The 13,175-nt window shown below is 60.1% G+C and carries 14 protein-coding genes and 1 tRNA gene; 8 read left to right on the top strand and 7 right to left on the bottom strand.

The window, feature by feature from the left end:
- Positions 1–28: 28 nt before the first annotated feature.
- Both CGZ66_RS22235 and CGZ66_RS22230 read right to left on the bottom strand, forming a co-directional pair.
- The gene (locus tag CGZ66_RS22235) at positions 29–1,246 is read right to left on the bottom strand and encodes an LL-diaminopimelate aminotransferase (protein WP_095087834.1); all 1,218 of its coding nucleotides are present in this window, start codon (positions 1,244–1,246) and stop codon (positions 29–31) included.
- 59 nt (positions 1,247–1,305) lie between these two features.
- Positions 1,306–1,683 (bottom strand): hypothetical protein, encoded by a 378-nt coding sequence (locus CGZ66_RS22230; protein WP_095087832.1) that lies wholly within the window; start codon positions 1,681–1,683, stop codon positions 1,306–1,308.
- Positions 1,684–1,781: 98 nt separating this feature from the next.
- Here CGZ66_RS22230 and phaC point away from each other — a divergent pair, with 98 nt between their 5' ends.
- The 6 genes from phaC (at position 1,782) to CGZ66_RS22195 (ending at position 7,767) form a co-directional block, all read left to right on the top strand.
- Positions 1,782–3,617 (top strand): class I poly(R)-hydroxyalkanoic acid synthase, encoded by a 1,836-nt coding sequence (gene phaC, locus CGZ66_RS22225; protein WP_095087830.1) that lies wholly within the window; start codon positions 1,782–1,784, stop codon positions 3,615–3,617.
- A gap of 213 nt (positions 3,618–3,830) precedes the next feature.
- Entirely contained in the window at positions 3,831–5,078 is a 1,248-nt protein-coding gene (locus CGZ66_RS22220; RefSeq protein WP_095087828.1) for a YcbK family protein, read from the top strand.
- 288 nt (positions 5,079–5,366) lie between these two features.
- Positions 5,367–5,441 (top strand) — tRNA-Glu (locus tag CGZ66_RS22215).
- A gap of 665 nt (positions 5,442–6,106) precedes the next feature.
- Positions 6,107–6,556 carry a hypothetical protein gene (locus tag CGZ66_RS22205; protein WP_143748813.1) on the top strand — a complete coding sequence of 150 codons (450 nt, stop codon included), beginning with the start codon at positions 6,107–6,109 and terminating at the stop codon, positions 6,554–6,556.
- 109 nt (positions 6,557–6,665) lie between these two features.
- Positions 6,666–7,208 (top strand): hypothetical protein, encoded by a 543-nt coding sequence (locus CGZ66_RS22200; RefSeq protein WP_206073740.1) that lies wholly within the window; start codon positions 6,666–6,668, stop codon positions 7,206–7,208.
- A gap of 373 nt (positions 7,209–7,581) precedes the next feature.
- The gene (locus CGZ66_RS22195) at positions 7,582–7,767 is read left to right on the top strand and encodes a hypothetical protein (protein WP_095087819.1); all 186 of its coding nucleotides are present in this window, start codon (positions 7,582–7,584) and stop codon (positions 7,765–7,767) included.
- A 76-nt stretch (positions 7,768–7,843) separates the two neighbouring features.
- Here the strand turns inward: CGZ66_RS22195 and CGZ66_RS22190 are convergent, their stop codons facing one another.
- Entirely contained in the window at positions 7,844–8,176 is a 333-nt protein-coding gene (locus CGZ66_RS22190) for a GYD domain-containing protein (protein ID WP_095087818.1), read from the bottom strand.
- Between the two features lie 215 nt (positions 8,177–8,391).
- Positions 8,392–8,742 (bottom strand): hypothetical protein, encoded by a 351-nt coding sequence (locus tag CGZ66_RS22185; protein ID WP_143748811.1) that lies wholly within the window; start codon positions 8,740–8,742, stop codon positions 8,392–8,394.
- A gap of 500 nt (positions 8,743–9,242) precedes the next feature.
- On the opposite strand from CGZ66_RS22185, the gene CGZ66_RS22175 reads away from it, so the two are divergent.
- Positions 9,243–9,455, top strand: coding sequence for a hypothetical protein (locus CGZ66_RS22175; protein WP_095087815.1), 213 nt, complete (start codon positions 9,243–9,245; stop codon positions 9,453–9,455).
- A 580-nt stretch (positions 9,456–10,035) separates the two neighbouring features.
- A complete protein-coding gene (locus CGZ66_RS39980; protein WP_167392208.1) occupies positions 10,036–10,188 on the top strand; it encodes a hypothetical protein in 153 nt (50 codons plus the stop codon).
- Positions 10,189–10,982: 794 nt separating this feature from the next.
- Here CGZ66_RS39980 and CGZ66_RS22160 read toward each other — a convergent pair.
- The 3 genes from CGZ66_RS22160 to CGZ66_RS39975 form a co-directional block, all read right to left on the bottom strand.
- Positions 10,983–11,186, bottom strand: a complete 204-nt coding sequence (locus CGZ66_RS22160; RefSeq protein WP_095087811.1) for a hypothetical protein — start codon at positions 11,184–11,186, stop codon at positions 10,983–10,985.
- 535 nt (positions 11,187–11,721) lie between these two features.
- Positions 11,722–13,029 (bottom strand): hypothetical protein, encoded by a 1,308-nt coding sequence (locus tag CGZ66_RS39265; RefSeq protein ID WP_143748809.1) that lies wholly within the window; start codon positions 13,027–13,029, stop codon positions 11,722–11,724.
- The gene (locus CGZ66_RS39975) at positions 13,026–13,163 is read right to left on the bottom strand and encodes a hypothetical protein (protein ID WP_167392207.1); all 138 of its coding nucleotides are present in this window, start codon (positions 13,161–13,163) and stop codon (positions 13,026–13,028) included. The genes CGZ66_RS39265 and CGZ66_RS39975 overlap by 4 nt, the downstream gene beginning before the upstream one ends.
- Positions 13,164–13,175 lie beyond the last annotated feature (12 nt).

Genomic DNA, 13,175 nt, shown 5'->3' with positions numbered 1-13,175 from the left:
AGTCAGATCGAAATTGTCTGCGGCAAACTTACCGGTGAGCGGAAAGCGGCACCACATTGTTGGGTTGCTTGGCGCTGGCCGACAGGAAGCGCTTGATGTTGCGCGCCGCCTGCCGGATCCGGTGCTCATTTTCGACCAGCGCCACGCGCACGAAATCGTCGCCATGTTCGCCGAAGCCGACACCGGGCGCCACCGCCACGTCGGCGTGTTCGATGAGCAGCTTGGAGAATTCGAGCGAGCCGAGATGACGGAACGGCTCCGGGATCGGCGCCCAGGCAAACATCGATGCCGCGGGTGCCGGAATGGTCCAGCCGGCGCGGCCGAAGGCATCGACCATCACGTCGCGGCGCTTGTGGTAGATGTCGCGCACCTCCGCAATGTCGGCGCCGTCGCCATTGAGCGCGTGTGCCGCTGCCACCTGGATCGGCGTGAAGGCGCCGTAGTCGAGATAGGATTTCACCCGGGTCAGCGCCGAGATCAGCCGTTCGTTGCCGACCGCAAAGCCCATGCGCCAGCCGGGCATGGAGAAGGTCTTGGACATCGAGGTGAATTCGACACAGACGTCGATCGCGCCCGGCACCTGCAGCACCGACGGCGGCGGATTGCCGTCGAAATAGATCTCCGAATAGGCAAGGTCGGACAGGATGATGATGTCGTTCTTCTTGGCGAAGGCGACGACGTCCTTGTAGAAATCGAGCGAAGCGACCAGCGCCGTCGGGTTCGACGGATAGTTGAGGATCAGCGCCAGCGGCTTCGGGATCGAGTGGCGGACGCCGCGCTCGAGCGCCGGGATGAAGCCGTCGTCTGGCTCGACCTGCAGCGAGCGGATGACGCCGCCCGACATTATGAAGCCGAAGGCGTGGATCGGATAGGTCGGATTGGGGCACAGGATCACGTCGCCAGGGGCGGTGATCGCCTGTGCCATGTTGGCGAAGCCCTCTTTCGAGCCGAGCGTCGCCACCACCTGCGTGTCGGGGTTGAGCTTCACACCGAAGCGCCTGGCATAGTACGCGGCCTGGGCGCGGCGCAGGCCCGGAATGCCGCGAGACGAGGAATAACGATGCGTACGCGGATCGCGCACGACCTCGCACAGTTTGTCGACGATGGCCTTGGGTGTCGGCAGATCGGGATTGCCCATGCCGAGGTCGATGATGTCGGCGCCGCGCGAACGGGCGCTGGCCTTGAGCCGGTTGACCTGCTCGAAGACGTAAGGCGGAAGCCGGCGAACCTTGTGAAATTCTTCCATGGCAGTTCCAGACAGCAAAGGGGCCAGATATCTAAGGGCTTTGGGCGCGCGCTATATACTTATTTGCAGGTAGGGTCGAGGGCGGGATCGCATTTGCCTTCGATCTGCTTCAGCGTTTCGTCGCCATGCTTTTTGGCAAGATCAGTGAGCGCCGCCTGGTCGGCCACGTCGGGCTTGCCGTTCTTTGCCGCCTGCGCGCTCTCATCGGCCTTCAATTGCGCGAGCTTGGCGTTCTTCTCGGCGTCGGTGAACTGCGGCGCCGCCACCTGCGGCTTGATGTTCAGGTTCGGAAAGGTGCCGGTATCCTTCGCCCCCGTCACAGGCGCCGGGCCGCCGGTGCTGGAGCAGCCGGCAATCCCAATGAGGACGATTGCCGCCCCAATGCGGCAAAAACGTCCGGCACCGAAAAAAACAGTCTCGCCAATGTTAATCGTCATATTGTTTCCTTGGCAGCCGCGGTAGAGCGAGATTGGACCCCGTCGGATGTCCCATGTTAATATGTCAAGAAAACGCTTCGGGAGGAACCCCGCGAACCATGTCCAAGACACCCGATTCGGGCAAAGCGGAAGATGACGAGCCTTCGACCGTCGAGCAATATCTGGTGAAGGACCCGGAACGCTTCGCCCTGAACATGGCGCGCATGATCGAGCAAGCCGGCAAAGCGGCCTCCGCATGGGCCGAGCCGCGCGAAAAAGGCGATGTGCGCGATCACGTCGCCGAGCCTGTTGTCGACATGGTGAAGACCTTCTCCAAGCTCAGCGAATACTGGCTGTCCGATCCGCAGCGCGCGCTGGAAGCGCAGACGCGGCTGTTCTCCGGCTACATGACCGTCTGGGCCAACGCCATTCAGCGCACCAGCAATGCCGCGGAAGCCACCGAAGATGCCGTGAAGCCGGAACGTGGCGACAAGCGCTTCCTCGATCCCGAATGGGGCCGCAACGCCTTCTTCGATTTTCTCAAGCAGGCCTATCTCGTCACCTCGCGCTGGGCGGCCGATCTGGTCGAGCACGCCGACGGTCTGGACGAGCACACCCGCCACAAGGCCGGCTTCTACGTCAAGCAGGTGGCCAACGCCATCTCGCCGTCGAATTTCATCCTGACCAACCCGGAACTGTTTCGCGAAACCGTCGCCTCGAACGGCGAGAACCTGGTACGCGGCATGAAGATGCTGGCCGAGGACATCGCCGCCGGCAAGGGCGACCTGAAGCTGCGCCAAGCCGACTACTCGCCCTTCGAGATCGGCAGGAACATCGCCACCACCCCCGGCAAGGTGGTTGGCCGCAGCGACGTCGCCGAGATCATCCAGTACGATCCGGCGACCGAGACGGTGCTCAAGCGGCCGCTGCTGATCTGCCCGCCATGGATCAACAAGTTCTACATCCTTGATCTCAACCCGCAGAAATCCTTCATCCGCTGGGCGATCGAACAGGGCCACACCGTCTTCGTCATCTCCTGGATCAATCCGGACGAGCGCCACGGCGCCAAGGGCTGGGAAGCCTATATTCGCGAGGGCCTGCAATACGGCCTCGACATGGTCGAGAAGGCCACCGGCGAGCGGGACGTCAACGCGATCGGCTATTGCGTCGGCGGCACGCTTTTGGCGGCGGCACTGGCGCTGATGGCGCGGGAAGGCGACGACCGCATCAAGTCGGCCACCTTCTTCACCACGCAGGTCGACTTCACCTATGCCGGCGACCTGAAAGTGTTCGTCGACGAAGAGCAGGTCGCGGCCGTGGAAAAGTCGATGAGCGAAAAGGGCTACCTCGACGGCACCAAGATGGCGACCGCCTTCAACATGCTGCGTTCGGGCGACCTGATCTGGCCCTATGTCGTCAACAACTACATGCGCGGCAAGGATCCCCTGCCCTTCGACCTGCTTTACTGGAATGCCGATTCGACCCGCATGGGCGCGGCCAATCATTCGTTCTACCTGCGCAACTGCTACCTCGAGAACAACCTCTCGCAAGGCATGATGGAACTGGCGGGCCACACGGTCTCGCTCGGCGATATCACCATCCCGATCTACAACCTCGCCTCCAAGGAAGATCACATCGCGCCGGCGCTTTCGGTGTTCCTCGGCTCGAAATATTTCGGCGGCAAGGTCGAATACGTCATGGCGGGATCGGGCCATATCGCCGGGGTCGTCAATCCGCCGGCATCCAACAAATACCAGTACTGGACCGGAGGGACGCCGACGGGCGATTTCGGTGAGTGGATAGCCAAAGCCACCGACCATCCCGGATCGTGGTGGCCGCACTGGCAAAGCTGGATAGAGGCCAAGGACAACACCCGCGTTCCGGCCCGCAAACCCGGCAAGCATATGAAAACCTTGGGCGATGCCCCCGGCACCTATGTGAAAGTGCGTGTGTAACGGACTGTAATGTCTGGTGAGTTGACGGGCCGGTAAAAGCGGGCGAAATGGTGTCGTCAACCACCGCGCGGCCGTAATTCGGCAATAACTGCAAAAATACTTCCAGGCTTGCGGATTTGACACAGGTCTCGTTTCCGGATCGGAGACAACGGTCACTTGGCACCGATATCAGGGCCGCGCCAAGGATATACCGACCGGACATCGAGGGGGAATTTGACTTTGAAATCAGCAGGATGGAGCCTCGCAAAGGGAGAACGCCGCGCCGTCGTGGCAGCGCTCTGCTCCCTGCTTCTGGCCTCCTGCACCTCGGCCGGCGACCCGACGATGTCGGTTGGAATGCCCGGCTACAATGCCACCGCATCGGACATAAGCGCTGCCTCGAATGGCAAGTCGACCACCGTCGTCGATTCGACGCAGACCACGACCGAGCAGACGACCGTGATGACGGCAAGCGATACGGCACTCCCTGAAAAGGTCGCCTATGTGCCCGTGGCCAACCCGCAGGCCGCCTTTCCGCTGACCACGCCGGCTGGCACCGAGACGATCGCGGGACAAACCCCGCAGTCCCTGCAGCAGCCGGCGCAGACGGCGCAGCAGAACGACGCGGTTGCCCAGCAGATTGCCGCCGCCGATGCCGGCGTAAACGCGCCGAAACCGTCTGCCGCGCCAGTGTTGGACAATGCGGTCTACGTGACGGCAGGCGAGATGCCGCAGGCCGACGCGCCGAAGAAAAAAGGCTTCCTGGCCTCGATGTTTGGCGCCACGCCCGCCTCGGCCGCGCCTTCCCCGCTCATCAACACGAGGTCGGGCGACCTGCCCGCGGCGCAAGCCAAGCCGGCGCCAGCAGCCGTAAAACCGATCATCACACTGGCCTCGGCCGATTCCACGGCAAAGCCGCTGCAACTGGCCTCGACCGGTGGCGAAAGCGGCCACATCACCGGTAGCGATGCGCTGCCAGGCGTGCGCCAGACAGCCCTGTTCGAAATCAAGCGCAAATCCGGCCTCGATGACGAGAGCGACGTCGACCTCAACGAGGACGAGGGTCCAATCGGCGGCTCCTATCAGGTCGCGTCCGCCGCCGGCATGGCGCGGTTGGCGCCCAATGGCTTGCTCAAGCAGAACGAGAGCGTCGATGTGGCTTGCCTGAAGCCGTCGCTGGTCCGCGTGCTGAAGACGATCGAAGGCCACTACGGCCGCAAGATGATGGTGACATCAGGCTATCGCGATCCGGCCCGCAACCGCCGCGCCAATGGCGCCAAGAACTCGCTGCACATGTACTGCGCCGCCGCCGACATCCAGGTCCCCGGCGTTTCGAAATGGGAGCTGGCGAACTACATCAGAAGCATGCCCGGCCGCGGCGGCGTCGGCACCTACTGCCACACCGAATCCGTTCACGTCGACGTCGGCCCCGAACGCGACTGGAACTGGCGCTGCCGTAGGCGCAGCGGCGGCGACGGCTAGTCGCGCCGTGCAGCGTCACTTCGCTCCTTTGCTCCGCCCGTGGATAACGAAGCGATAGGCGCGTCTCCGCCGATCGCCATGGCATGCGCCCTGCCCAGACCAAAGTCTTCCCTCCCTTACCCTTGCCCACTTTGGCAGGGCCGCCACTCGGCATGATTGGCAGCACACCGGCGCCTTGCCGTACGCGACAACATCCCTGTTTTGGCAGGCTGGAAAAAAGTTGTCCAAGGCGGCACCTGACGGGTTGCCGGTTGCGCACAACGCCAGTATAAGCCGCTTCGTCTGAGCGCGCCCATCGTCTAGCGGTTAGGACACCGCCCTTTCACGGCGGTAACAGGGGTTCGATTCCCCTTGGGCGTACCAGTTAAATCAAGCACTTAGCGAAAATCTCCCCTCACCTGTCCAATTTTTGGCCAATATCCCTCCGCGAATCCTCTTGCTTGCAATTGGCCGCGACCCTGCGACTATCGGCAGGTCCACGCGACATGGGGGCTTTGCCTGGGGAGGGATGGTCGATCTAAGGGAAACGCTCAAGGCCGAGGCCGCAGAGTTAGCTTTCAGGGAGCAACGGAAGGCCGGAACACTACGGCACAAGATGGCCCTTCACGATGAAACTGGGGCAAAACTGAAATCCAATTTGGACAACGCTGCCTCTGCGGCTAGCCGCGTGCATAGGTATCAGCCCATCATAGACGAGGCGCCACAATGCCCGCGCTGTTGGATATCCCGAGCAAAGCACGAGCCCATGGTTTGCCAAGTGAGCGGAGGTGAAAGCGATTTGTTCAAGTGCCGCGAATGCGGGCACGAGGTGACCTTCCTACCGTAAAAAGCCCGCCACCGTGACGCAGCGGCAGCGGCACTGAAAGTCAGACCGCTCCACCGTTTCGCCGCGCATCGATTCCCGCATAATCAGGAACACAGGTGAAGAACACCGGCCGCTGGCTAACGCACCCGCCGCCCTTCTACATTGCCGTGCCAGTTCTTTCCTGCAATGTTGCCAGTTTCTTTTTCGAGCTGGGGGCCACACTGTGAGACTTCTGAAAAAAGCTAGGTGGATGGGTCCCATCGCTTCGCTCATCGCCTTCTCTTTCGCCGCATCCTCGTTGGCGGCAGAGAACCCAACTAAAGTAGTTCACTGTTCGGCGAGAGTGTGGGCGGGTGTCTCGCTATCGCGACTTGCTGCCGGTTTCCAAACCGATGTGGATCGAATTCGCTACGGTGAAACAATTTATATCTTCGAGCCAGTGATAGGCGGCATCGCCAAGGTTGTCTTTGGCAATGAGACAACGGAAGGGCTGGTCGTCAACAGATATGATCGGGCGCAACCCTATACCGTGCTGGTCTACGTGTTTGGAGGCGTGGCGATGATGGACACTGTCTTCGACACTGGCTTGGTGGTCAATCAGCTTACCAAGGCTTCGATGGGAGAAATCCCGATGGCCTCTACATTTTATGCGGACTGCGACCCAGCAAAATAGGGGCGTGGAAAGCGGCGCCAAGGCGACTATCGGCAGGTCCACGCGACATGGACGCAACATGATTCATAGGCAAAATACGATATCGTCTGTCCCCTTGCCGTCGGACGCCATGTTGGCCGAGATAGGTCGTATTCTCGCCTTGTGGTCTTATGTCGAACAGCAGTTTGACCTGCTGGTACTGAGTGAGGTGGCGTTCGAAGGCGTCAGTTCCGGCAAGATCGACGATCGCATCGCGAAAGTGATGAAGCAACCGATCGCAACAAAGATGAAGGACATTCGGAAAGTCCTTTCGCGCGGAAATTCCAAGCGCGGCCTCTCCGTCAGCATGGTCGAAGCTACGTTCCAGCGGATGTTGACCCTTAAAGATGTGCGCGACATGCTCGCTCATGGACGGCTGAATTTTTCTATCTCTTCAGATAATCTCATTGCGCCTGACCGGTTGGCTGTGCTGCACATGAGGTTCGACAGCCCCAAAAACATTCTCAACCCTGTCAGTGTAGAGATCGACCTAGAGTCACTTCGCAAAACGTCCGCTGACCTGGATCTCCTATATTGGGAGTTCTTCGACCTCTCCATGGGGACGAAACCATTTGAAAAAGGCTCGGCGTCCTCAGGTGTCCGTGGCAGCCGCCTTACACCTGCCATTAGCTGAACTGATGCCCGCCACCACCTGCAGCGAGCCATTGGCTAATCCCCAATTGAGTGGTACCCAGTTCGCGAAAATCGGGGGCTGCCTATGCAATCGTGGTACAACGGAATGACCGACAGGCAGCGAGTGCTAGTTTGGGTCATTTCCATCGGATTGATCTTTTTGGCTGGAAGCGGTCTGATCCTGTGCGCCGGCCTGCTCTATCTCCACTTTGGTCAGGAACGCCGCTAACAAAAAGGCCCGGAAGCCGATGCCGCCGGGCCAATTCCGCCGCCATCGATTCCCGCATAACAGGCCGGAAAACCCGACGACGATTGAGAAACCTGAGTTAACGGAGTAAGTTGGGAACTCGTCTCACAGCGCCAAGGAGGCTGCAATGACCGCTTCTCAATATGCGATGTTTGTCGGTTTTATCTTCACCATCGCCGCCGTTGTGCAGGTCGTGCGGCTTGCCACAGGCTTTCAGGTCGTCATCGGGCATACAACGGTCCCGGTGTGGGTCAGTTGGGTCGCCCTCCCGGTAGCTGTCGTCCTGGCGTGGCTTGGCTATACTGCAGGCTGAATGGCCCGGAAGCCGAAGCCGCCGGGCCAGACTTATCAGCGTGATAAATTACTCGCCCGTGCTGGTGCACCACTGCTTATTTTGCCGGGGATTTGTAGGAAGAAGCGATTTTGCCGGCCTTCTCTTGAGCCGCCTTGAACTCCGCGCCGGTGTACGCTCGCACGGTTTTGACATTCGATACTGCTCCCGCTGCGCCGACGACGAGAAGTGCGGGGATCAGGTCAGCACCGTCCCCGAATTCCGTGATTGCCATCCAGTCATTTTCGCCCGTCGTGACGTAGAAAGAATGCAGTTTCCCGCCTGCTGCTTCAAAGATGGCACGGGCCGCCGTTTCTCGGTTTGATGGAGTGTGAATCATTCCCATCGCTGCCGTGGCTGAATAGGACCCTGTAACTATGAACGTTGGCATAAGACATCCTCCCTCGATAATCGGGCAGGTCGGGTGATCTGCCCGAATATGTTCTATATCTTAAATCTTGGCGTTGGACGAGCGGTGGGCTGTTGCCCGACCCTATGACGCGCCGGATTATAACCCCGCGTAGGCGGCAAATAGGAGCGCTGCTGTCCGCAGAAAAAAACCCGCCACCGTGAGGCAGCGGGCCAGTCGTTTCGCTTGCGGAATGATCAGTAGTGGTCAGGATGCTCCCGCTCGTCGCCGCCTTCCGGCATGTCGCCGCCATCCTGCTCGCCATCCTCGATCAGCCAGATGTTCGGGTCCGTCTCCAGCCGGCGCACTTGGTTGACTGCTTCGGTCCAGGCAAGGGAGGGTTCGTCGGCCTCCCTGTCGTGCGGCTCGTCCAGCACATCGCCGCCATGCTCGTTTTCGGCCTCGCACTCGTCCTGGCTTGGCGCCGTGGCTCTGGAGCCTCCCCAATGCGCTTGGCTGTTGTTACCGTTAGAGCGTGCGGCAAAAGACGACATGCGGTCAGTGTCGTCGATGGTCGAGAAGATCTTGACCATGTACCTGCGGGACAAAGGTTACCTGCCGAAGAGAGCAGCCGAATGAATACGGGATCGAACATTGACGTGGCGATGCCACGTTCATTCGATGGAACGGGACCGGGCCGGTGAAGTTCTAGCACTACGGGACGAGACCGGCAGAATCAGTCACAATCGAGCTTATGGCCAAGAAACCGAAGCGTAACCCTGAAAGCGATGCCGTTCGCGAGCTTGCGCGCGAAGCGGAGTACTATGCTCGCAAGTGCGGCCTAACCCGAGACGAAGCCCTCAAGATCATGAGGAGCGCCCACGCTCGCGCCGAACAAGAACCTGCCAAGAAAGCCCGTCACCGGTATAGCGCCAGCGCCATGTAAGGCAGCCCCGCCAGCGCGCGTTTCCCATCGCATCCTGGCGCCTGCCTGTGGCCCGCTGCATGACTGCTGCGATCAACAGAAAGGATCGAGCTATGGCCACAAAAGGCCGATTGACACCTTAGCCGAAGATCTCGATCCTTCCTAATTTGGACAGGGAGTAAGATGGCCCAGACGATCCGGTTCGCGATCTTTGCGGTTTCGGCCGCTGTTGCCGGTTTGGCCTTTTTTGCCTTGCATTCCTTCTGGACGTGGACCGCGCCGCTCCTGATCATATTCGCCGGCTCCATGCTTGCCGAATACGCCTTCAACCGGCTGGCCTCGAAAGAAGAAAAGCAGCGCGATCTGGAAGATCGAGTGCGCAATCCACCGACGTAAACCAATGTAGAAACGCAATATCGTTTTGCGGGGTAAGGTGCGTTCAGGAGTCGCCGCCACCGATCGATGAGCCGACCAGGCCGCGCCAGGCGCCAGCCCACGACGGCGCATGCGGCAAGGAAGGAAAGTGCGTATTTGCATTCCCGCTAATAGAGGACATGATCAACTGCCGGGAGGAGTTCCGGCATGGCTCGGCTGCCTGTCCCCCTCGACCCCCAGGCAGCCGGGCCGCCTCATTCCTCAGTGCAACATCAGCGCGCCGACGACGGCGCACGAGGCGATGAAGGCGAGCGCCCGGCGTCGAGTTCATCCCCGAGAATGGCGGCGGTGCTGGTGTGAGGCTACGGAAGGGCGGCCATGATGGTGCCGGCTGATCCAAAAGCCAGACCGCTTACGGTCGTCTGCCAAAGGCGTCAGGAAACGGGTGGCGTTGGCTATTGATCGGCTGGACACTGGAAGCCTCACAAAGGAGGCTTGCCATGATATCGCTGTTGATTGCCCTCCACGTACGCCAAGCGGGGCGACGGCCTGTTGCCTCAGTTCCTCGGAGTTACCCCGCAACCTCGCGAAGCGCCAGACAATGGAAAACCCTACCAAAGGAGGTTATCGATATGCGCCTTTTCATCCTGTTTTCGGCATTACTTTTGACTGGCTGCATGACAGCACCACGCGGCGAGGCTCCACCCGCACCGCCAACCGCGTCTACATCGAGCGGGAGCAGCGGCAGCAGTGACAGCCGCTCGAGCAACTGTTGCCGGTCTTGAGACTGTTGTTGAGGACAAGGCGCTCATTGCCGCATTCGCAACGACAAAGTTGCTGAGGCCTGTTGCGACGCGTCCGGACCGTGGCGGCGCTGGCGTGAGGCTGCGAAAGGCCTAATCCTTCTGCATTTTGAATATGCGGCGGCCCTCAGGTGGACCGCTCGGCCGGCGCCTTCTCAGGCAATCTCCCAACGAAGAGTGGCGCCGGCCACCTATTGCCCCCGGCAGCCGGGCCGCCCCGCCCACTTCCGTTTTACAATCGCGAGATCACAGGCGGTGGCTCGAACAGCCACATGGCACCTATGACCAAGATGATTGCCAACAATACCAGGAGGATGGTGATTTTCAGCGTCCGATCCATGGTTTGGCAGGGTAGCAAGCTCACCACAAGCGCCGCAACTCACATGAGCGTCAGAACAGCCAAGCCAGCGCCAGCACGACGGCGCACGAGGCGATGAAGGCGAGGAACGGCTATTCATTTCCTGTACGAAAGCGTAGAAACACAAATCGTCAGCAACACAGCAACGGGCGTTGACGCCTGGGAGCGACCATCGCACTCCTGCCCCAGCAGGAGGCATGGTGTTATGGCAACTGAGCCCAAAAGACCCAGTCTGTCGGCCGAGGCCGTTCGCGAACTTGCAAGCCAATCGGGTGCTACAGAGCAGCAGATACGTGAGATTGTATCGCTTGTAGGCTTCGATCGCGCCTCCATCCTGCGTGAAGCTCGTCTTCTCAAATGGAATGGGTCCTCGTCCCGGCTCGGCCTCTAAGCGTTGTCGCTCTGGCCGGAAAGCGCCCGCTTCAGGTCGTCAAGGCCGGTCATGCCGGACATAAAAAGCGTCACGATGCGGGCGGCTAGGTTCTCGCGATCTAGGCTATCAGCCGGGATGCCGCAGGATTGGCAATGCTCTTCCAAAATGGTCGTCAGCATCGCCAATTGATCTGGTTCGACAACGCCGTTGACGTGCATGGTTTCCGCTCTCCCTCGAAAACGAAAACACGAATTTAATCCCAGTCAAAAGCGCCTGCAAGAGTGTGTTGGAACCGTACAGAAAGGCCACGCCAGCGCCAGCACGACGCCAGCCGATGGCGAAGGCGAGCCAGGCGATCATGCGCTGCCCTCTGGCTGGCCATAGGCGGCCTGCAGGATCTCGCCAGCCGCCGCATCCTGGCGCCCGCCTGTGGGCCGCGTGCCACCCGGTAACCACAATATATAGCGCCAGCTTGTATTCCGCCTCGATCAGGATCATGCTTGCCATAGGTTTTCGGGAACTCTTTTGAGGGAGGTTTTCCGACGCGTCCGGTATTGATTGTGATCGCCCTGGCCGTCTGCTTCATCCTGTGGGACAGGCTAGCAAACGAGGGCCGATATACGACAGAGGTGGAGCGAAGTTTCCGGCAAGCTTCCGCTGATTTATCTGTCGGCACCTACGGCCACGAGGTCAGATTCAAATTTAAGCCCTGACATCACAACGTCGCCACGTCAGAACGGCGGTCAGCGCCGGCTAGGTCAAAGTCACCTTCGGATCGATGTAGAAGGTGGATGACGCTTTCGCCGCCTTCACGGTGAAGAAAATCCAGCCCTTCTGTTGGGGCGTGAACGTCACCGCGAGTTCGAACTTCGTGGTCGAGCCGCCCCATGTGCCGCTGCCTGCCGTCTGGCCGGCGGCCGTCGTCAGCGCAGTGGCCTTGCTGTCGTTGACAAATGAGGCCAGCGGCGAGGATGCATCGCCGAGATATTCGACATCGCCCCAGATTTCATCATTGTTCGGAACGGCACCGCCGCCCCAAATGCATTGAACTGTAGCGGTCACCGATGAGCCTGTGACATCGTTCCAGATCGCGATTGGCTGGCACTCGAACGGGGTAAGCCAGGTCGTGTTGGCAGAGGTGACGATCTTCCAGGCGAGTGGTGTTGTGCCATCTGAGGCGCCCCCGGTACGAACGATGGTCAGTTCTTCGTCGAGCGTGCCGGCGTAACGTTCACGGTGGTAGTTGTAATTCACACCGGACGAGCCCGAGCGGTAGAAATCCACATCCACACTGCCAGGAGCGGTCGGCACCGCTGATTTCGTGACGCTCGCATTGAGCTTGCAGTCGATGATCTGAGCGCGGCTTGCACATGATGCAGTGTTGCTGACGATGGTCTTGCCCGATCCCGCTGCGCTCAAATCAACACCCTTCAGGACGGTGTCTCCACCGCGACCAGTGTTCCATTCGATAAGCGTGGTGGGGATCGTGCCCAATAGGGCAGATGGGGTATTGCGCCAACGGAAAGTGGCGCCGGCATTCTTAATGCCCTGAGTTGTGGCAGCGCAGGAAAGAGTGGTGTTTATCCATTCGACAAGAACAGTGTCGAGGCCAGAGGCGGCGATTCCTACTTTTGTGGCGCCAGCACCAGTCATCCTGAGCGAGCAATCCTCGAAAATGCCGACGAAATTCGCGGTGTTCGGCATTGTGATACTCGAAGCACCGCTGAAAATTATCCCCTTGTAATAGACACCCGTCCCTCCCGCGAATGTCAGATTGTTGGCGCCTGTTACCGTGACCGTTGCTGTCGCTCTAAGGTCAGCAGCGACAGGCGGAACGCTGCCCGAGTGGTTGACGCAAATGACTTGAGTTAGGTTCGCAATCGTCCCCGGTGGCGACAGGGTAACAGCGCCAGCCGTGCTCTCGGCGTGATCATCCGAGATATAAAAGACATCGCCGACCGACTTGCCTGAGAACGCAGCAGCAAGCGTCGTGTAGGCATTCGTCCAATCGGCTCCGGTCCCGGCACCTCCTGCTCCAGAACGTACGTAGTATGCCGTCATGATAAGCGCGCTCCCATGCCAAACGAGCCGAAGCCGGCGACCATTCCCCAGGCGTCGGCTATCTGCTGCGGCTTGCCCGGCGGTGGCAGCACGGTCTTAGGCTGTTTCGGCTTTTTCTCAGGTTTGCTTGCCACCTTCAGTCTCCT

Origin of the sequence: Mesorhizobium sophorae (assembly GCF_002270415.1) — a bacterium.
GTDB classification, from domain to species: domain Bacteria; phylum Pseudomonadota; class Alphaproteobacteria; order Rhizobiales; family Rhizobiaceae; genus Mesorhizobium; species Mesorhizobium sophorae.
The sequence above is the reverse complement of the archived record's forward strand: the minus strand, read 5'-3'. Positions and strand labels throughout refer to the sequence as shown.

What these genes read in the sequence shown, in the direction of transcription:
- CGZ66_RS22190 (WP_095087818.1), bottom strand. Translation starts at nt 8,176, where the DNA reads ATGCCAACGTTCATAGTTACAGGGTCCTATTCAGCCACGGCAGCGATG.
- CGZ66_RS22200 (WP_206073740.1), top strand. Translation starts at nt 6,666, where the DNA reads ATGTTGGCCGAGATAGGTCGTATTCTCGCCTTGTGGTCTTATGTCGAA.
- CGZ66_RS22175 (WP_095087815.1), top strand. Translation starts at nt 9,243, where the DNA reads ATGGCCCAGACGATCCGGTTCGCGATCTTTGCGGTTTCGGCCGCTGTT.
- CGZ66_RS22195 (WP_095087819.1), top strand. Translation starts at nt 7,582, where the DNA reads ATGACCGCTTCTCAATATGCGATGTTTGTCGGTTTTATCTTCACCATC.
- CGZ66_RS39980 (WP_167392208.1), top strand. Translation starts at nt 10,036, where the DNA reads ATGGAAAACCCTACCAAAGGAGGTTATCGATATGCGCCTTTTCATCCT.
- CGZ66_RS22160 (WP_095087811.1), bottom strand. Translation starts at nt 11,186, where the DNA reads ATGCACGTCAACGGCGTTGTCGAACCAGATCAATTGGCGATGCTGACG.
- CGZ66_RS39265 (WP_143748809.1), bottom strand. Translation starts at nt 13,029, where the DNA reads ATGACGGCATACTACGTACGTTCTGGAGCAGGAGGTGCCGGGACCGGA.
- CGZ66_RS22230 (WP_095087832.1), bottom strand. Translation starts at nt 1,683, where the DNA reads ATGACGATTAACATTGGCGAGACTGTTTTTTTCGGTGCCGGACGTTTT.
- CGZ66_RS22235 (WP_095087834.1), bottom strand. Translation starts at nt 1,246, where the DNA reads ATGGAAGAATTTCACAAGGTTCGCCGGCTTCCGCCTTACGTCTTCGAG.
- phaC (WP_095087830.1), top strand. Translation starts at nt 1,782, where the DNA reads ATGTCCAAGACACCCGATTCGGGCAAAGCGGAAGATGACGAGCCTTCG.